Consider the following 17,306-nt stretch of genomic DNA (forward strand, 5'->3'; position numbering starts at 1 on the left):
AACCGTAAAGCCAAAGGTGCATAGGCTGCAAAGTTTTAGCGTGTGACACGAATTTCCCTGACTGACACCATGTCGGGCAACCAACATCATTGGCGGGCCAACACCATTGGCCGGTGGACAACACTGTGTGCCACACAGTATGGTGTGACGCATGGGCAGTGACGACGTGTTGCGGACGCATCTGCAGGAGTTACGCCGGGGGACGGTGGTGGTGGCCAGCCTGGTGGCGCTGCGCCAACCCGGCTACGGGTACGCGCTGCTGCAACGGCTCACCGGGCACGGCTTTCCGGTGGACGCCAACACCCTCTACCCGCTGTTGCGCCGGCTCGAGGAGCAGGGGCTGCTGACCAGCGAGTGGAACACCGAGGAAAGCCGGCCGCGCAAGTTCTACCGCACCAGCGAGGCGGGCGAGCAGGTGCTGGACCGCCTGCTCACCGACCTCGCCGCCGTGCAGATCTCTTTGACCGCCCTGATCGAAGGAGCCCCCCGATGACGACCTCCCTGACCGACAGATACCTCGCCGCCACCCTGCGCTCGGTGCCGACGGCACGCCGCGAGGAGATCGCCGACGAGCTGCGCGCCTCGATCGGCGACATGGTCGACGGCCGGACGGCCGAAGGGGTCGACGCCGCGACGGCCGAGCGCGAGGTGCTCACCGAGCTGGGCAACCCCGCCGAGCTCGCCGCCCGGTACGCCGACCGGCGACTGCAACTCATCGGCCCGACGTACTACCTGGCCTGGCAACGGCTGATGATCGGACTGCTGAGCACCATCCCGGCCATCATCGGCGTGCTGATGGGTGTGCTGGAGGCCACCGTCTCCGACAACGCCGGCGGCGCGATCGGCAAGGGCATCGTCGCGGCGTTCAACGTCGCGGTGCAGATCGCCTTCTGGGTGACCCTGGTCTTCGCGGTCATGGAGCGGGTGGGCACCCCGCTCAACCAGCCACAGTGGAGCGTCGACCAGCTCCCCGACGAGCCCGTCGAGCGGGACGTCAGCCTCACCGACGTGTGCGCCTCGATCGTGTTCCTGGTCCTGTTCATCGCCGCCCTGCCGTGGCAGCACTTCCAGACGGTCGTCGGCGACGGTGACCGGTTGCCGATCCTCGACCCCGCGCTCTGGAGCTTCTGGCTGCCGGCGCTGCTCGTCGTCCTGGTCGCCACCATCGGACTGGAGGTCGCCAAGTACCGGGCCCGCCGGTGGACCTGGCCGCTGGTCGCCGTCAACGCCGTGCTCAACCTGGCGTACGCGGTGCCGGTGATCTGGCTGCTTTCCAACGACAAGTTGTTCAACCCCGAGTTCGTCGCCCGCTTCGCCTGGCTGCGCGAGGGCGGCATCGACACCGTCGCCCGGATCAGCATCGTGGTCGTCGTCGCCACCACCCTCTGGGACGTCGTCGACAGCGCCCTCAAGGCCCGCCGCGCCACCTCCTGACCCCCATCCCAGCGCTGTTGGTCATGAGGTTCGGCGGCAGCTGTGGAGATCCACCACTGCCGTCAACCTCATGACCAACGCCGTGGGGCGGCGGTCGGGTGGGGAGCGCGGGTGGTGGGGCGTCAGTAGGGTGGGCTTGACGGAACTGGTGCGGACCTGGGAGTTGCCGTGGAAGTGATCATCGGTTTGGTGTGCCTGGTCCTGATCGTCGTGGCGGTGCTCGGTTTCGGGGTGTCGATCTACAACGGGTTGGTTCGGGCCCGCAACACGTACCGCAACGCCTTCGCCCAGATCGACGTGCAGCTGGTACGCCGGCACGATCTGATCCCCAACCTGGTGGAGACCGCCAAGGGCTACCTCAAGCACGAGCGGGAGACCCTGGAGGCGGTGATCAAGGCCCGCAACGCGGCGGTCAACGCGCAGGCCACGGCCGCCGCAGCGCCGGGCGACCCGGCGGCGATGCAGCAGCTCAGCGGCGCGGAGAACGCACTCACCGCCACGCTGGGTCGACTGTTCGCGCTCTCCGAGGCGTACCCGGACCTGAAGGCCAACCAGAACATGATGCAGCTGTCGGAGGAGCTGACCTCGACGGAGAACCGGGTCGCCTTCGCCCGGCAGGCCTACAACGACGCGGTGATGGCCTACAACAACAAGCGTGAGGTCTTCCCGTCCAGCCTGATCGCGGGGATGTTCTCGTTCGGGCCGGCCGCGCTGTTCGAGCCGGACGACCCGCAGCAGCGTCAGGCCCCGCAGGTCTCCTTCTGATGAACTTCTTCGAACGGCAGCGCCAGGTACGCCGGCTGTCGACCCGGCTGGTGCTGCTGTTCGTGCTGGCCGTGATCGGCATCGTGGTGGTGGTGAACGTCGCGGCGATCTTCGCGTTCAACGCCACCGCCGCCGACCCCGGGCAGCTGGCCGGCTTCGTGGCCATGGTGACCGTGGCGACCGTCGCGGCGATCGGGCTGGCCGCGCTGGTGCGTACCCTCGCGTTGCGCGGCGGTGGCGGGAAGGTGGCCCGTGAGCTGGGCGGGGTGCCGGTGCCGCCGGACACCACCGACCCGGAGCTGCGCCGGCTGCGCAACGTCGTGGAGGAGATGGCGCTGGCCTCCGGCGTACCGGTGCCCGAGGTCTACATCCTGCCGGAGGAGACGGCGATCAACGCCTTCGCCGCCGGCTGGGGCCCGTCGGACGCCGCCGTCGCGGTCACCCGGGGCGCGTTGCAGCGACTCAACCGCGACGAACTCCAAGGGGTCATCGCGCACGAGTTCGCCCACGTGGTCAACGGGGACATGCGGCTCAACATCCGGCTGATGGGCCTGCTGTTCGGCATCCTGTTCCTGACCGTGATCGGCCGGGGCCTGTCCCGTTCCGGCCTGATCAGCGGCGGCAACCGGCAACGCGGCAACAGTGGCGGTGGCGTCAACCCGCTGCTGCTGGTGGGGCTGGCACTGCTGGTCGCCGGGTACGTCGGCGTGCTCGCCGGGCGACTCATCCAGGCCTCGGTGTCGCGGCAACGGGAGTACCTCGCCGACGCCTCGGCCGTGCAGTACACCCGGCAGACCCGGGGCATCGCCGGGGCGCTGAAGAAGATCGGCGGTCTGGCCGACGGCTCGGAACTGAAGTCGCCCAAGCGCGACGAGGTCGGGCACATGCTCTTCGGCGAGGCGGCCCGGACCTCCTGGTTCGCCACCCACCCGCCGCTTGCCGACCGGATCCGCGCGTTGGAGCCGTCCTTCGACCCGGCCGAACTGCAACGGCTGTCCCGGCAGTGGGCGGCGGCGCCACCGTCCGGACGGCAGGAGGACGTCGCACTGGGCCTGGCACCGGCCGCACCGCCGCAACCCGCGCCCGGCCAGGTCCCAACCGACCGGGCCGCCGGGGCGGAGGCAGCCGGTGGGGTACGCCCGGAAGCGTCGCCGTTGCCGGTGCCGGGAACCCGGGTACGCCTCGCGCCGACCGAGGTGCTCGGGCGGGTGGCCGCGCCGACGGAGAACGCCTACCAGCACGCCGCAGCCCTGCTCGACCAGATCCCGGCCCCGCTGCTCGACCGGGCCCGCGGCCGCGACACCGCCGTGCCGCTGCTGCTGGGCCTGCTGATCAGCGCCGAGCCGCAGGTCCGGCAGCACCAGCACGCCGCCCTCGCCCAGCAGCACGGCCGCGAACTGGCCGACGCCGCGCTCGGTCAGGCGCAGGCCCTGACCGGGCTGCATCCGATGCTCGTGCTGCCGCTGGCCGAGCTGACCTTCCCGGCCCTGCGTGACCGGCCGGCGCCGGAACTGGAGTCGACCGTGGCGGCGGTGTTCACGCTGATCCACGCCGACGGTGCGATAAACGTCTCCGAGTACTGCCTGTCCCGGCTGATGCTGGCCGAGATCCAGGAGTCGCTGCGACCGGACTCCCGCTGGCGTACCGACCGGCGGACGCTCACCGACGCCCGCTCCGCGGCAGGCTTCCTGCTGGCCACGCTCGCCCAGGTGGGGCACGCCGAGCGCGCCGACGCGCAACGCGCCTTCCAGGCCGGCGTCGACCTCCTGCTGCCCGGCACCACCTGGTCGTACGCGCCGCCGGAGAACGGCGTGCTGGCCCTGGAGACCGCCTGGCCGGTGCTCGACGGGCTGCGCCCGGCGGACAAGGAACGTCTGGTCGCGGCCGTGGTGGCGGTGATCAGCCACGACCAGATGATGACGGTGGCCGAGATCGAACTGCTGCGGACGATCTGCGGTCTGCTGCACTGCCCACTGCCGCCGATGGTCGGCGCCGGGATCGGCTGACCGCACCACCCGCCGCGAGCAGCCCCACCTGTTCGGCCGACATCACGTCGGCGCAGGTTGGGACACCGGCCGCCGAAGTGGCATCCTGACCCGAGTGACCAGCGAGACAGCCGACGGGTGGCAGCGGCCGGGGCCCACCCCCGAGCAGCAGCGGGTGGACCTCTACGCCGGTCTGGCGGCGACGGCCCTGGCGCTGTTCAGCCTCACCCTGGCGCACAGCACCGGGTCGTTCCTGCTCGGGCCGCCCCCTTCCGGCCTCGAACAGATCCTCTGGACCGTCGCGGTGCCGCTGCCGCTGATCTGTCGCCGCCGCTACCCCACCGTCACCACGCTGCTCATCTCCGCTGCCTTCATCGGGTCGCAGGTCCGGGCCGTACCCGAGTGGCAGCTGTCCCAGTGGGCGCTGTTCGCCGCGATCTTCACCCTCGGCGCGTGGGGGCGCGATCGGCGGCTGTCCCGTCGGGTGCGCGTCGGCGTGATCGTCGCCATGTTCGTGTGGCTGGCGATCTCCTACGGGATCAACCTCGGCAGTCTGCCGCCGGACGCCTTCGCGGACGCGGTCGGGCCGGTGCCGCCCGTCCTCGCCGCGATCGTCACCGGCGTCCTGATCAATGTGCTGTTCTTCGGTTTCGCGTATTTCTTCGGCGAGACCGCGTGGGTCGCCGCCCGCCGACAGCACGAGGTGGCCGAGCAGGCCGAGGCGTTGCGCCGGTCGCAGGCCGAGGCACGCGAGAACGCGGTGGTCGGCGAACGGGTCCGCATCGCCCGTGAGCTGCACGACGTGGTCGCCCACCACGTGTCGGTGATGGGCGTGCAGGCGGCGGCCTGCCGGCGGGTCTTCGACAAGGACCCGACCAAGGCCCGCACCGCGCTGACCGCGATCGAGGAGTCCGCCCGCACGGCGGTGGACGAGCTGCGCCGGATGCTCGGTGTGCTGCGGGCCCGCGACAGCGAACCCGACGCACCCCAACAGGTGGCCGGGATCGCGCAGGTCGAGGCGGTGGTCACCCGGGCCCGCGAGGCCGGCCTGGAGGCCACCCTCGGGGTGTACGGTGACCCGACGCCGCTGCCCGAGTCGGTCTCCCAGGCCGCGTACCGGGTGGTGCAGGAGGCGGTCACCAACGTGTTGAAGCACGCCACCGGGGCGCGGCTGCTCGACGTACGGATCCGCTATCTGGCGCAGGAGGTGGAGATCGAAGTGACCGACGACGGCCGGGGCAGCCGGGCACCGAACGCCGACGGCCTGGGCCTGATCGGGATGCGGGAACGGGTCGCCACGCACGGCGGCGAACTGGAGGTCGGTCCACGGACCGGCGGTGGCTGGCGGGTACGGGTGCGGTTCCCGCTGCCGGTGCCGGCGGGACGGGCGACGTGAGCACCGCTGCGGGCCACGCCGAGGAGTCCGGCAGCGACCGGCCGATCCGGGTGCTGCTGGCCGACGATCACCACCTGGTGCGTACCGGCTTCCGGGTGATCCTGGAGATCGAGGACGACATCGAGGTGGTCGGCGAGGCCGCCGACGGGCACCGGGCCGTCAGCATGACCCGCGCCCTGCGCCCCGACGTGGTGCTGATGGACGTGGAGATGCCCGACGTCGACGGGTTGGAGGCGACCCGGCGGATCCGCGCCGAGCAGGACCAGGCAGGGCCGGCCGTGCTGATCCTCACCACCTTCGACCGTGACGACTACCTGTTCGCCGCGCTGCGCGCCGGGGCCAGCGGCTTCCTGCTCAAGAACGGCACACCGGAGGCGTTGATCGAGGCGATCCGGGTGGTGGCCCGGGGCGACGGTCTGCTCGCCCCGGAGATCACCCGCCGGGTGATCGCCACCTTCGCCCGGCCGGGCGGGCCGAGCACCGGCGGGACAGATCCGCAGGCGGCCCTGCGTGACCTCACCCCCCGGGAACGGGAGGTCCTGGTCCTGGTCGCCGGGGGCGCCAGCAACGCCGAGATCGCCACCGCGCTGCACCTCGGCGAGGCGACCGTCAAGTCGCACGTCAGCCGGGTGCTGGCCAAGCTGGAGCTGCGGGACCGGGTGCAGGCGGTGGTCTTCGCCTACGAGCAGGGGGTGGTCCGCCCCGGCGGGTGAACGGACTCCACCGCGAGGAGGAGCCGCGATTTCCGTCGCCGGGCGGACGGCAGTCGATCATCAAAGAATTAGCGTGGACGCCGTGACCACAGTCCTCCGCCTCGACGGCGTCGACCGCAGCTTCGGCGACCGCCAAGTGCTCAAGAACGTGTCCTTCGAGGTCGCCGCCGGCCGGATGACCGGCTTCGTCGGCGGCAACGGCGCCGGCAAGACCACCACCATGCGGATCATCCTCGGCGTACTGGCCGCCGACGCGGGTCGGGTGACCTGGGGCGGTCGGCCACTGGACCGCCAGATCCGGGGACGCTTCGGCTACATGCCGGAGGAGCGCGGCCTCTACCCGAAGATGAGCGTCCGCGAACAGGTGGTCTACCTGGGGCGGCTGCACGGGATGACCGCGGAGGGCGCGCGGCGCGCCACCGACACCCTGCTGGAACGGATCGGGCTCGACGAGCGGGGCGACGACCTGCTGGAGACGCTGTCGCTGGGCAACCAGCAGCGCGCCCAGATCGCCGCCGCGCTGGTGCACGACCCCGCGGTGCTGGTGCTCGACGAGCCGTTCTCCGGGCTGGACCCGATGGCCGTGGACACCATCCTGACGGTGCTGCGGGAGCGGGCCGCCGCCGGCGTACCGGTGCTGTTCTCCAGCCATCAGCTCGACGTGGTCGAACGCCTCTGCGACGACCTGGTGATCATCGCCGACGGTACGATCCGCGCCGCCGGCAGCCGGGAGCTGTTGCGGTCCTCCGCCACCACCCGCCGCTTCGAACTGGTGGTGGACACCGACGCGGGCTGGCTGCGGGACCAGGCCGGGGTCAGCCTGGTCGACCTGGACGGCCCCCGCGCCGTCTTCGACCTCGCCGCCGACACCGACGAGCAGCCGGTGCTGCACGCCGCGCTGGCCCGTGGCCCGGTGCGCACCTTCCGGCCGGTCACCCCGTCCCTCGCCGAGATCTTCCGAGAGGTCACCAAGTGAACACCTTCGAGGCCACCCGGCTGGTCGCCGCCCGCGAGGTCCGGGTCAAGCTGCGCGACCGCACCTTCCTGATCAGTACGCTGTTCTTCCTGCTCATCGCAGCGGCGGCAACCATCCTGCCGCCCCTGCTCGCCGGTGGGCCGTCCACCGTGGCGGTGACCGAGGCAGCCGCCGGCCCGCTGCGGGAGGCGGGGCTCGAGGTGCGGATCGTGGCCGACGACGCCGCCGCCGAGCAGGCGGTCCGCGACGGCGACGCCGATGCGGCGGTGGTCGCCGGCCCGGCCGTGCTGGCCATGAACGACGCCCCCAGCGACGTGGTGTCCGCCCTGAGCAGCGCACCCCCGGTGCGGCTGCTGAACCCGGACGCGGTGGACCCGGTGGTGGCCTTCCTGGTGCCGTTCGCCTTCGCCTTCATCTTCTTCATCACCTCGCAGACCTTCGGCATGCAGATCGCGCAGAGCATCATCGAGGAGAAGCAGACCCGGATCGTGGAGATCCTCGTCGCCGCGGTGCCGGTACGCGCCCTGCTGGCCGGCAAGATGCTCGCCGGCACCCTGCTCGCGCTGGGACAGATCGGGCTGATCGCCGTCGTCGCAGTGGCCGGCATGGCCCTCGGCGACAGCAACCAGTTGCTCTCCCTGCTCGGCCCGGCAATCGGCTGGTTCGTGCCGTTCTTCCTGCTCGGCTTCGTGTTGATCGCCTCGATGTGGGCGGCGGCCGGCGCGCTGGTCAACCGGCTGGAGGACATCAGCGGGGTGTCCATGCCGGTGCAGCTCGCGGTGATGCTGCCGTTCTTCGCGGTGATCTTCCTCAACGACAACGCCGGTGCCATGCAGGTGCTGTCCTACCTGCCGTTCTCGTCGCCGACCGCGATGCCGCTGCGACTGTTCACCGGCGACGCCGCCACCTGGGAACTGTTCGCCTCGCTGGCCCTGCTGCTGGTCGCGGCGGTCGGGTTCGTGCTCGCCGGGTCCCGGGTGTACGAGGGCTCGCTGCTGCGCACCAACGGCCGCACCTCGATCCGTACCGCCTGGCGGGAGCGCGAGACGCTGGGCTGACGGCACCCGGCCCAGTGCAGCGTGCCGACGTCCTCCGGGACGTCGGCACGCTTGCAGATCACCCGTACTCGTGATGAATAGCTACATAACGGTCACATAATGACAGAAGCCCCTAATCTCCTCCTCGACAGAGTGACCTATCTGGAGGAGGTAGCTGGATGAGACGACGACTGGTGACAACCGCGCTGGCAGGAGTGGCCGCACTGGCGGGCACGCTACTGGCCGCAGCGCCCGCGCAGGCCGAAACCTGCGAGGCCGGCATCGACTGCGAGACAGACCTGACCTTCGAGGTCACCGCCGGGCCGCTGCAGATCACCGTGCCCGACGACGCGACACTCAGCAGCGGCCCGCCGGGCGGATACGCCTCCGGCCAGATCGGCGACGTCCTGGTCGAGGACCTTCGGGCCGAGTCGGGAGTGGGTTGGGTCGCCTCGGTCAGCAGCAGCGACTTCACCACCGGCACCGGCGTCGGCGCCGGCGAGACGATCACCAGCGACAACGTCTACTACTGCTCGGGTGATGCCGACACCACCGGAACGGGCACCTTCACCCCCGGCCAGGTGGGACCCTGCACCGCCCCGCCGCCTCCTGCCGGAGTCGCGCTGGACGCCGCCGTAACGGCCTACAGCCACGGCACCGACGGCTCCGGCAACAACACAGCGACCTGGGACCCGCTGGTCACCGTGTCGATTCCGCTGCAAAGCGTCGCCGGGACGTTCACGGGCACCATCACCCACAGCGTGAACTGAGTTCGATGCGCTCAGGGACAACCCGTTCGTGGAGCCTGCCGGTCGCGGCGCTCGCCATCCTGGTGGCGAGCGTCGTGATCGGCGCCCCCGCGGACGCCACCGACCGGGACCGCGGCACCGGCGCGAGCCCCGCTCCGGCATCGGGCAGCATCGGCATCCGGCTGGTCGAGGCATCGGTGGACCGGCGTGACGACCCCCGCGCCCGGGTCTACATCGTCGACCACGTCAAGCCGGGCAGCCGGATGACCCGACGGATCGAGATCAGCAACAGCTCCGCCTCGACCCATCAGATCACCATCGGGGTCGCCGCAGCCGAGATCAAGGACCACGAATTCGTGCCGGCGTCCGAGCCGGACGCCAACGAGCTGTCCGAGTGGACCACCATCGACCCACCCGTCATCGTGGCCCGGCCATACAGCACCACGACGGTACGCGCCACCATTGCCGTACCGCCTTCGGCGTCCCGAGGTGAGCGTTACGGCACGATCTGGGCCACCGTCGGCGCCGCGGAACGCCGGGACGCGGCGATGCTGGTGCGCAAGGTCAACCAGGTCGGCATCCGGGTCTACCTCGACGTCGGCCCGGGCGGCGAACCGCCGTCGGACTTCCGGATCGAGGAACTGACCCCGGGCCGGACCGAGCAGGGTGCCCCGGTGGTACGGGCGCGGGTGCGCAACACCGGGGAACGGGCCCTCGACCTGACCGGCAAGCTGTGGCTCTCCGATGGTCCAGGCGGACTGTCAGCGGGACCGTTCCCCGCGACCCTCGGTACGACCGTGCTACCCGGCGACACCACCCACCTTGAGGTGGAGCTGGACCAGCAGGTCCCCAACGGACCGTGGCAGGCCCGACTGCGGGTGGAGAGCGGACGCCTCCACCGGGAGGTCACCGCGAAGATCACATTTCCGGACCAGAAGGGTTCCTGGGGACTGCCGACCACCTTCTCCGAACAGCTACCGATGATCATCCTGGCCAGCGGTGTGGTCGCCACCATCGCCGGCGTGGTCATGGTCGTCGGCTACCGGTACGCCCGACGCCGCAGGTACCAGTTCGTCCGGTGATCCGGTGTCCGCCGAGTACGGCAGCGTGTCCCAGCCGGCCGGCAGACGCGGCACCGGCCAGGTCGGATCCGGGTGCCAGGTCGCCCACGATTCGTCCCACCAGCGCTGGCCCGCGTCGAGCAGGGCAGCGATCCGGTCACCCTCGGCCCGGATCGCCTCGGCCATGCCGGGATAACGCCCCTCCACCAGCCGCTGGGCGAACAGTTCCACATCCTTGAAGACGTACCGGTCGGCGTCCGCCGCCCACCACAGGTCCAGCTCGTGGTCGAGGGTGTCCACCCCGATCGGCGTACGCCGGAACGGGTCCTGGAGGTTGAAGTACCAGCCGGCGAAGGCGCGCTGCGGGCCGGACCAGAAGACGTCGACGGCGTGTGCCTCGCCGGGACGCTGGAGCATCAGCTTGCCGTGCCCGCTCCAGGCCCGGTGGCCCGCCAGCTGCCAGGGATGCCGGCCACACGGAAACCTGCCCTCGACCGGAAAGCCGAACTCCGCACCCGGCGGCAGGTAGAGCGCCAGCAGATCGGGGCTGTCCTCGACGCAGATCGTCGGGCAGGCGAACCAGGCCTCACCGTGCAGGATCTCCCGCCGGATCACCACGTCACCCGGGCTGAAGCGTTCGACCGCCACCACTCCCCCTGGTCAGTCCTGGGCCAACTCCGGCCGATACTCCCTGATCCAAGCCTCCACATCCGACTTCCGCCACACCTTGCCCTGCATCAGATCCGCTACCGGCTCAGGGAAGTTGCGGTGGCTGGTGATCACGTAAACCCGCTGTTTGCTGATGCCGCCGAGCATGACCCGAATCTCATGCGAACCCACCAGCTCCATAAAACGGACGCTAGACAGTTGCCTCGGCTCCTTGACTCGGGTCAACCAATAGGTCATCGTGTGGGTTATGTCGTCACTGAACCTCTCACCCGATCAGGGGCAGCCGCTGGACCGGTGGCATCCGGTGCACCGGCATCTGCCCGTACGCCCGGGGTGGTCTTGTGGGGTGTGCGCGGCGCCGTGGCCGTGCCCCAGGGCGCGGATGCTGCTGCGGGTCGAGTGCGGCGCCGACCGGGTCGGCCTGTCGGTTTACCTGGCCGGGATGCTCTTCGACGCCACCGGCGACCTGCTGCGGCACACCGGGGGCCCGCTGCCCGCGCCGGAGGAACTGTTCGACCGCTTCCTGGCCTGGGCCGCTCCACAACCCCGAGCCCGGCACCGGGCCGCGGTGTCGCAGCCCGGTGGTAGAACTCCGGGAACCACCTGCCCGAGGAGCATGATCATGGATGTACGGGACGCCGCGCAGCGCTGGGCGGACGCCTGGGCCCACGGCTGGCCCGCCAAGGACGTCGAGAGCATCGTCACGTTGCAGGCGACCGACGGGGTCCACTGGGCCTCCCTGTTCCGCCCCTGCCGAGGGCGTGACGGGCTGCGCGCCTACGTCGAGGAGTGTTTCGGCGAGGAGACGCGCCCGGCCGAGGTCTGGTTCGCCGCACCGCGCTGCGACGGTGCGACGGCGACTGTCGAATACTGGGCGATCACCTACCCGTACGACGCGCCGCTGACCATCTCCGGCTGCACCCTGCTGCGCTTCGACGCCGACGCCCTGGTGGCCGAGTCGCGCGACTACTCGCACACCAGGGAGGGCAGCTTCCCGCCACCGGCCGGCATCTTCGACTGACGGGTCTGCCGATCGGAAACGCGGCGGGGTGTCACTCTTCGGGCAGCGTGCGCATGCCCCGCAGCGGTGAGAAGACGACCCAGAGCAGCCCGAGCAGGGCGCCGATGCTGGCGATCCAGAGCGCGGGACGTACCCCGATCGCCGCACCGAGTGTCCCGCCGACCAGGGCGCCGATCGGTCGGATGCCGTGGTTGACGGTGCGTCGGAACCCGGAGACCACGGCGAGCACGGCCACCGGTGTGGCCGCGATCTGCACCGAGCCGACCGCGATGTCGAGGACCATGACACCCAGCGCGGAGACGAACTCTGCGGTGAACAGCAACGCGAGCACCACCGGCTCCGGCCCCATGGCCAGCGGCACGAGGACCAGTGGGGCGGGGAAGGCGACGAAACCGACGAGCACTGCGGGGCCGATGCCGATCCGGCGACTGACCGGGCCGGTCACCGCCGCGCCGAGGAGTCCGCCGACTGCGCCGGCCCCGATGACCAGCCCCAGGATGCCGGGTGAGACGCCCAACTCGGTGGTCACGTACAGCACGAAGAGTGCCGCGAACATGTAGTTGAACAGGTTGAGCGTGGTGGTGCCGAGCAGGGTCGCCCGCAGGATCTCGGAGCGGGCCACGAACCGTACGCCCGCCGCCATGCCCAGGGCGGTGCCGGTGGTCACGGTGCGCTCCGTGACCCTGGTCCGGGCCAGGAAGACCGCCGACACGAGATAGGTGAGCACGCCGGAGAGGAGCGCGACCGGGGCGGTGAGCACCTGCACGAGCAGCCCACCGATGCTCGGGCCGGCCACATGCGACATGGCCCGGCTGCCGTTGACCAGACTGTTGGCGTCCACATAATCCGGTCGACGGACCAGGGCGGCGAACAGGCTGCTGTGCGCCACCTCGAAGAACACCGAGAGACAACCGATCAGGAAGGCCACGGCGCACAGCAGCATCAGGTTCAGGGTGCCGGTCCACCAGAGCAGCGGCACGGCCAGCAGCAGGCCCGCCCGGCCCAGGTCGGCGGCGATCATCACCCGACGTCGGCGCGGGTGGCGGTCCACCCAGGCGCCGGCCGGCAGGGAGAGGAACAGGTTCGGCAGCAGCGAGGCGGCGGTCAGGTAGCCCATCTCGGCCGGTCCGGCACCGACAGCGAGCAGGGCGAGCAGCGGCACGGCGAGCATGGTGACCTGGTCGCCGAAGAGCGAGACGGTCTGCGCCGACCAGTAGCGACGGAAGGCCGTCTGCCGCAGCAGGCGGGGGATGCGGGGCCGGCGCGGCGGTGCCGGGTCGGCCAGGACCAGGGGTTCAGTCATGGTCGGACTCCGCGCGCTGACCCTCGGCGGGTACGGCGCCGCGCGGGAGCGCCATCTGGACGAAGGTCACCGGGCGGGACCCGGGCGGACGCTTCGCCGGGTCGGCGATCCGTTCGTCGTACCGGGCCAGCAGCGCATCGACCTCGGCTGTGAGCTCGCGCAACTCGGCGGCGGTGACGTGCAGCAGCGTGTCGCCGAAGCCGGCCGCGATCCGCCACTCGACGGGCTCGTCGGCACGGATCGCCAGGTAGTTCTGCGCCCGTTGCAGGTAGATGTCGACCATCACGCTGTTGATCTGGTCCGTAGCGGCCCGCATGGCCGGATCGTCGGAGTCGTCCCAGGACGTGTACAGCGTGGTGGCCCGCCACGGTCGCTCCCGCCCGTCCGCCCCGGGCACCCGCTCGGCGAACCCGTACTTGGCGAGTTGCCGCAGGTGGAACGAGCAGTTGGGCACGTTGTCGTCGAGCCTGGCGGCGGCCTGCGTCGCGGTCATCGGGCCTTCGCCGCGAAGGAGCCCGATCAGGCGCATCCGCAGCGGATGCGCGTACGCCCGCAGGGCGCGAGGATCGGTGACTTTGACGGTTCGCTGAGGCACCTCTTCGCTCATATGGTAGAGAATGCTTTAGCAAGATATCTCTAGCAACCCTTGATGGACGACGAACGCGCCGACGAGTCTCCGACCGGGTGAGGCGTCTCGTGCGACCGACCTCCGGAGACACATCAGGGCGTGCACACAAGCCCGTGGCTCGCATACACGCCCTGATGTGGTGCCAGTGGTCGGAGCCGGCTCAGCCGACGGCCGCCGTGACGTCGTCGGAGACCTTCGACGGAGCGGATCACAACTGCATCCGACAACGGCGCTCAGGTAATCCGTTCTTGACTCAGTTGCGGCACCAGCCGGGCAGCAGTCTCGAAGTCAGCGTCCTGATGAAGTACCACCAATTTCAGCCGAATGGCAGTAGCCGCCACGAGGTGATCTGCCACGGAAAGCCCTTGGTGGGCACTGTGACTGGCGAGTTCCTGCCGCACCGCCCGCACGACCTGCCAGGCGTCGTCCGGCACGGGAACCCAGGGATACAGGTCGCGGAGTCCGCGTTCGACCCGGTCGTACGCCTTGGCATCCGCGATGGTCAAGGTCTCCACGAGCACCGGGTCGCAGATGCCGATCAGACCACGGGCGGCCAGGTCGGACCAGTGTGGTTCGGCTTGACGACGAACCATGCGGACCAGCGCGCTGGTGTCGATGAGGTATTTCACCTGTCGAGTTCGTCGAGCTGATCGAAGTCGAAGCCGCCCCCGTCAGCGACCTCCTGAAGGTCAGCCAGGGCTCGCTGCCGTCGCTCCCGGCTGGACTCCACCGCCTGCCTGAGCGCCTCTGTCACCGTCTCCTTCTTGGTCGCGGTGCCGAGCGCAGCAGTCGCCTCCGCCAGAAGATCCTCATCGAGATCCAACAGGGTTTTGGCCATGAGATACACCTCCCGGACAAGGATATATCCGGGAGGTTCGCATATCCAACGATCGAAGCGGCTGTCAGCCGACGGCCGCCATGATCTCGTCGCTGACGTCGAAGTTGGCGTAGACGTTCTGCACGTCGTCGCAGTCCTCCAGGACGTCGATCAGCTTGAAGACCTTCCGCGCGCCCTCCTCGTCCAGCGGCACGTTGACGCTGGGGATGAGGGAGGACTCGGCCGACTCGTACTCGATGCCGGCGTCCTGCAACGCGGTCCGGACCGCCAGCAGGTCACCCGGCTCGGAGACCACCTCGAACGCCTCGCCCAGGTCGTTGACCTCCTCGGCGCCCGCGTCCAGGACGGCCAGCATCACGTCGTCCTCGCTGGTGTCGGCCTTCGGCACGATCACCACGCCCTTGCGGGAGAACATGTACGACACCGAGCCGGCGTCAGCGAATGAGCCGCCGTTGCGGGTCAGCGCGGTACGCACCTCGGTCGCGGCACGGTTGCGGTTGTCGGTCAGGCACTCGATCAGCAGCGCGACGCCGTTCGGGCCGTACCCCTCGTACATGATCGTCTGGTAGTCGGCGCCGCCGGCCTCCAGGCCGGAACCGCGCTTGACCGCGCGGTCGATGTTGTCGTTGGGGACCGAGTTCTTCTTGGCCTTCTGGATCGCGTCGTAGAGGGTCGGGTTGCCGGCGGGGTCGCCGCCGCCGGTCCGCGCCGCAACCTCGACGTTCTTGATCAGCTTGGCGAACATCTTGCCGCGCTTGGCGTCGATGACCGCCTTCTTGTGCTTGGTCGTCGCCCACTTTGAGTGGCCGGACATCTGTTACCTCCGTTGCTACCCGCCGTCTGCATCGACCGCACCGCGCACGCCCCGCTCCGCACCCGCGCACGCGGTGGTGCCGGTCTGTTCTGGTGGAAGCCGTGGCGGGCAGATGGCCCTGCCGAATCTCGACAATCCTACCGACGGACGGCGGGGAACCGTCACCCGCCGCACGCCCACAGCCTTGTCGATCAGCGCAGAACGCCGGATAGCGGGCGAAGCTACTCCCCCATGCCGTACGATCCCGACACGCTGACCTCCGACATCTCGAAATCCTCGCAACGCTCGTCGAACCCGGTCCGGTAGCGGACGAACGCCGGCAACAACGGCAGTGGCGCCGGCAGACGCGGGCCGATCACCACATCGATGAAGCGGTGCCCGTCGGCAAGCCGCAGCGACAGGTAGCGCAGGCCGGGCGGGCGGGTGTGAGCCAGTTCCCGGTAGACCTGATCGAGCAGGGCCAGGTGCTCGTCGAGCCGCTCCGGCCAGACTGCGCCGAGCCGAGGTCGCCACACTGGCCCAGGTCAGCATGGAGTACCTGACCCGCCTCGAACAGGGACGCGACAGCCGCCCGTCGCCGGAGATCCTCGCCGCGCTGGCCGACGCCCTGCGACTCGACGACGCCGACCGGCGGCACCTTCAGCAACTCGCCTCGGTCGACCACCATCGGCACCGTTCCGGTCCCGGTGGCAGCGCCGCCCGGTCGCGACCCACTCCAGCGGCGTGCGCCGGCTGCGGCATCCGGAGGTCGGGCCACTACGGCTGGCGTACGAGACCCTGGAAGTCGCCGGCGACCAGCAGCGACTGGTGGTGGCGCAGCCCGCCGACGCCGACAGCGCTGCGGCACTGGATCGCCTGCTCGGCCGCCGCCCAGGCAGCCTGCGCTCCATGGTCGGCTGATAGCCCGGCCCCCGCCTACCCCGCGCCATGAGGCGGCGCTCGTCCAGGTCCTCGATCATGCTCCGCCGCCCTGCGGCGCTGCGGGACGCGGCGATGCGGCTGCGCGCTGCGGGACGCGGCGATGCGGCGATGCGGCGAGCAACTTCGGGGATGTTGCTGCCTGCCTCCGACCGAAGGCAGCAACACCCCCGAAGTTGCTGCCGATACCTGCCGGGTTCGGCGGGTCCGGCGGGTTAGGTGGCATGGTGGGTTCGGCGGACGTCTTTGGCCGGTGGGAACCGGTGGGACCCGTGGGCCGATGGGACCCGTGGGCCGATGGGACCCGTGGGCCGATGGGACCCGTGGGCCGATGGGATCGGTGGGGCCGGTGTGGCCGGGACCGGTGTGGCCAGTGGGGTCAGGTTGCGGTGCGGACCATGTCAACGAAGTGGGCGTGCAGGCGCAGGTCGCCGGTGAGTTCCGGGTGGAACGAGGTGGCCAGCAGGTTGGCCTGGCGCACCGCCACGATGCGGCCGGTGGCCGGCCCTTCGGCGACCGTGCCCAGGATCTCGACGTCCGTGCCGACGCGCTCGACCCAGGGGGCGCGGATGAAGACCGCGTGCAGCGGGCCACCGTCGATGCCGGTGATCTGCACGGGCGCCTCGAACGAGTCGACCTGGCGGCCGAAGGCGTTGCGCCGCACGGTCATCGCGATGCCGTCGAAGCCGCGCTGGTCCGGGCGGCCGTCGAGGACCTCGGCGGCCAGCATGATCATCCCGGCGCAGGAGCCGTAGACCGGCATCCCGGCGGAGATCCTCTTGTCGATCGGGTCGCGCAGCTCGAAGATGTCGACGAGCTTGCTGATCGTGGTGGACTCGCCGCCGGGGATGATCAGGCCGTCGACCGCGTCCAGTTCCGCGCTTCGGCGCACCGGGCGAGCTTGCGCGCCCGCGCCGGTCAGGGCGGTGAGGTGTTCACGGACGTCGCCCTGAAGGGCGAGCACGCCGATCACGGGTGCGGGCACTGTGCTCCTTCCGG

At 70.4% G+C, this 17,306-nt stretch carries 21 protein-coding genes and 1 pseudogene; 13 read left to right on the forward strand and 9 right to left on the reverse strand.

Going from position 1 to position 17,306, the window contains the following annotated elements:
• The first annotated feature begins 151 nt into the window (after positions 1-151).
• The 10 genes from EG812_RS21250 to EG812_RS21295 all read left to right on the forward strand — a co-directional run bounded on the left by EG812_RS21250 (position 152) and on the right by EG812_RS21295 (position 10,137).
• A complete protein-coding gene (locus EG812_RS21250; protein WP_126712560.1) occupies positions 152-493 on the forward strand; it encodes a PadR family transcriptional regulator in 342 nt (113 codons plus the stop codon).
• On the forward strand, positions 490-1,434 hold the full coding sequence (locus EG812_RS21255; RefSeq protein WP_126712561.1) for a permease prefix domain 1-containing protein: 945 nt from the start codon (positions 490-492) through the stop codon (positions 1,432-1,434). Before EG812_RS21250 ends, EG812_RS21255 begins: the two co-directional genes overlap by 4 nt.
• Before the next feature lie 168 nt (positions 1,435-1,602).
• Complete coding sequence (locus EG812_RS21260; RefSeq protein WP_013732706.1) at positions 1,603-2,199, forward strand: LemA family protein; 597 nt, start codon at positions 1,603-1,605, stop codon at positions 2,197-2,199.
• Positions 2,199-4,205, forward strand: a complete 2,007-nt coding sequence (locus EG812_RS21265; protein WP_013732705.1) for a M48 family metallopeptidase — start codon at positions 2,199-2,201, stop codon at positions 4,203-4,205. The genes EG812_RS21260 and EG812_RS21265 overlap by 1 nt, the downstream gene beginning before the upstream one ends.
• A gap of 94 nt (positions 4,206-4,299) precedes the next feature.
• On the forward strand, positions 4,300-5,580 hold the full coding sequence (locus tag EG812_RS21270) for a sensor histidine kinase (protein WP_126712562.1): 1,281 nt from the start codon (positions 4,300-4,302) through the stop codon (positions 5,578-5,580).
• A complete protein-coding gene (locus EG812_RS21275; protein WP_013732703.1) occupies positions 5,577-6,293 on the forward strand; it encodes a response regulator in 717 nt (238 codons plus the stop codon). The genes EG812_RS21270 and EG812_RS21275 overlap by 4 nt, the downstream gene beginning before the upstream one ends.
• An 82-nt stretch (positions 6,294-6,375) precedes the next feature.
• Positions 6,376-7,269 (forward strand): ABC transporter ATP-binding protein, encoded by an 894-nt coding sequence (locus EG812_RS21280; protein WP_043723662.1) that lies wholly within the window; start codon positions 6,376-6,378, stop codon positions 7,267-7,269.
• The gene (locus tag EG812_RS21285) at positions 7,266-8,327 is read left to right on the forward strand and encodes an ABC transporter permease (protein WP_013732701.1); all 1,062 of its coding nucleotides are present in this window, start codon (positions 7,266-7,268) and stop codon (positions 8,325-8,327) included. Before EG812_RS21280 ends, EG812_RS21285 begins: the two co-directional genes overlap by 4 nt.
• Positions 8,328-8,485: 158 nt before the next feature.
• The gene (locus EG812_RS21290) at positions 8,486-9,076 is read left to right on the forward strand and encodes a hypothetical protein (RefSeq protein ID WP_013732700.1); all 591 of its coding nucleotides are present in this window, start codon (positions 8,486-8,488) and stop codon (positions 9,074-9,076) included.
• A 5-nt stretch (positions 9,077-9,081) separates the two neighbouring features.
• A complete protein-coding gene (locus tag EG812_RS21295) occupies positions 9,082-10,137 on the forward strand; it encodes a hypothetical protein (RefSeq protein ID WP_126712563.1) in 1,056 nt (351 codons plus the stop codon).
• On the opposite strand, the gene EG812_RS21300 is transcribed toward EG812_RS21295, so the two are convergent.
• Both EG812_RS21300 and EG812_RS21305 read right to left on the reverse strand, forming a co-directional pair.
• Positions 10,030-10,764: a ribonuclease FAU-1 family protein gene (locus tag EG812_RS21300; RefSeq protein ID WP_126712564.1), complete on the reverse strand. Its 735-nt coding sequence runs from the start codon at positions 10,762-10,764 to the stop codon at positions 10,030-10,032. The genes EG812_RS21295 and EG812_RS21300 overlap by 108 nt on opposite strands.
• A 12-nt stretch (positions 10,765-10,776) precedes the next feature.
• Positions 10,777-10,965: a hypothetical protein gene (locus EG812_RS21305; protein ID WP_126712565.1), complete on the reverse strand. Its 189-nt coding sequence runs from the start codon at positions 10,963-10,965 to the stop codon at positions 10,777-10,779.
• A 67-nt stretch (positions 10,966-11,032) separates the two neighbouring features.
• On the opposite strand from EG812_RS21305, the gene EG812_RS21310 reads away from it, so the two are divergent.
• Positions 11,033-11,806 carry a nuclear transport factor 2 family protein gene (locus EG812_RS21310; RefSeq protein WP_126712566.1) on the forward strand — a complete coding sequence of 258 codons (774 nt, stop codon included), beginning with the start codon at positions 11,033-11,035 and terminating at the stop codon, positions 11,804-11,806.
• Positions 11,807-11,837: 31 nt separating this feature from the next.
• On the opposite strand, the gene EG812_RS21315 is transcribed toward EG812_RS21310, so the two are convergent.
• From EG812_RS21315 to EG812_RS21340, 6 genes are all read right to left on the reverse strand, one after another.
• The gene (locus EG812_RS21315; RefSeq protein WP_126712567.1) at positions 11,838-13,109 is read right to left on the reverse strand and encodes an MFS transporter; all 1,272 of its coding nucleotides are present in this window, start codon (positions 13,107-13,109) and stop codon (positions 11,838-11,840) included.
• Positions 13,102-13,716 carry a winged helix-turn-helix domain-containing protein gene (locus EG812_RS21320; RefSeq protein ID WP_013732694.1) on the reverse strand — a complete coding sequence of 205 codons (615 nt, stop codon included), beginning with the start codon at positions 13,714-13,716 and terminating at the stop codon, positions 13,102-13,104. The genes EG812_RS21315 and EG812_RS21320 overlap by 8 nt, the downstream gene beginning before the upstream one ends.
• A gap of 254 nt (positions 13,717-13,970) precedes the next feature.
• Positions 13,971-14,366 carry a PIN domain-containing protein gene (locus tag EG812_RS21325; protein ID WP_126712568.1) on the reverse strand — a complete coding sequence of 132 codons (396 nt, stop codon included), beginning with the start codon at positions 14,364-14,366 and terminating at the stop codon, positions 13,971-13,973.
• Complete coding sequence (locus tag EG812_RS21330) at positions 14,363-14,575, reverse strand: type II toxin-antitoxin system VapB family antitoxin (protein WP_013732692.1); 213 nt, start codon at positions 14,573-14,575, stop codon at positions 14,363-14,365. Before EG812_RS21330 ends, EG812_RS21325 begins: the two co-directional genes overlap by 4 nt.
• 64 nt (positions 14,576-14,639) lie before the next feature.
• On the reverse strand, positions 14,640-15,389 hold the full coding sequence (locus EG812_RS21335; protein ID WP_013732691.1) for a YebC/PmpR family DNA-binding transcriptional regulator: 750 nt from the start codon (positions 15,387-15,389) through the stop codon (positions 14,640-14,642).
• Positions 15,390-15,610: 221 nt separating this feature from the next.
• On the reverse strand, positions 15,611-15,904 hold the full coding sequence (locus EG812_RS21340; protein WP_126712569.1) for a hypothetical protein: 294 nt from the start codon (positions 15,902-15,904) through the stop codon (positions 15,611-15,613).
• A 14-nt stretch (positions 15,905-15,918) separates the two neighbouring features.
• On the opposite strand from EG812_RS21340, the pseudogene EG812_RS29705 reads away from it, so the two are divergent.
• Positions 15,919-15,969 (forward strand): annotated as a pseudogene (locus EG812_RS29705) (hypothetical protein); the annotation flags it as partial.
• Positions 15,970-16,112: 143 nt separating this feature from the next.
• Positions 16,113-16,289 (forward strand): MmyB family transcriptional regulator, encoded by a 177-nt coding sequence (locus EG812_RS29345; protein ID WP_233579562.1) that lies wholly within the window; start codon positions 16,113-16,115, stop codon positions 16,287-16,289.
• A 397-nt stretch (positions 16,290-16,686) separates the two neighbouring features.
• Here the strand turns inward: EG812_RS29345 and pdxT are convergent, their stop codons facing one another.
• Positions 16,687-17,292 carry a pyridoxal 5'-phosphate synthase glutaminase subunit PdxT gene (pdxT, locus tag EG812_RS21350; RefSeq protein WP_126712570.1) on the reverse strand — a complete coding sequence of 202 codons (606 nt, stop codon included), beginning with the start codon at positions 17,290-17,292 and terminating at the stop codon, positions 16,687-16,689.
• Between the last annotated feature and the right edge of the window lie 14 nt (positions 17,293-17,306).

Source organism: Verrucosispora sp. FIM060022 (genome assembly GCF_003977705.1).
Classification (GTDB): Bacteria; Actinomycetota; Actinomycetes; order Mycobacteriales; family Micromonosporaceae; genus Micromonospora; species Micromonospora gifhornensis.

Bases quoted from the DNA above. Each gene is read 5' to 3' on its own strand.
- EG812_RS21250 (WP_126712560.1), top strand. From the start codon at position 152: ATGGGCAGTGACGACGTGTTGCGGACGCATCTGCAGGAGTTACGCCGG.
- EG812_RS21255 (WP_126712561.1), top strand. From the start codon at position 490: ATGACGACCTCCCTGACCGACAGATACCTCGCCGCCACCCTGCGCTCG.
- EG812_RS21265 (WP_013732705.1), top strand. From the start codon at position 2,199: ATGAACTTCTTCGAACGGCAGCGCCAGGTACGCCGGCTGTCGACCCGG.
- EG812_RS21290 (WP_013732700.1), top strand. From the start codon at position 8,486: ATGAGACGACGACTGGTGACAACCGCGCTGGCAGGAGTGGCCGCACTG.
- EG812_RS21295 (WP_126712563.1), top strand. From the start codon at position 9,082: ATGCGCTCAGGGACAACCCGTTCGTGGAGCCTGCCGGTCGCGGCGCTC.
- EG812_RS21305 (WP_126712565.1), bottom strand. From the start codon at position 10,965: ATGGAGCTGGTGGGTTCGCATGAGATTCGGGTCATGCTCGGCGGCATC.
- EG812_RS21310 (WP_126712566.1), top strand. From the start codon at position 11,033: ATGTCGTCACTGAACCTCTCACCCGATCAGGGGCAGCCGCTGGACCGG.
- EG812_RS21315 (WP_126712567.1), bottom strand. From the start codon at position 13,109: ATGACTGAACCCCTGGTCCTGGCCGACCCGGCACCGCCGCGCCGGCCC.
- EG812_RS21320 (WP_013732694.1), bottom strand. From the start codon at position 13,716: ATGAGCGAAGAGGTGCCTCAGCGAACCGTCAAAGTCACCGATCCTCGC.
- EG812_RS21330 (WP_013732692.1), bottom strand. From the start codon at position 14,575: ATGGCCAAAACCCTGTTGGATCTCGATGAGGATCTTCTGGCGGAGGCG.
- EG812_RS21335 (WP_013732691.1), bottom strand. From the start codon at position 15,389: ATGTCCGGCCACTCAAAGTGGGCGACGACCAAGCACAAGAAGGCGGTC.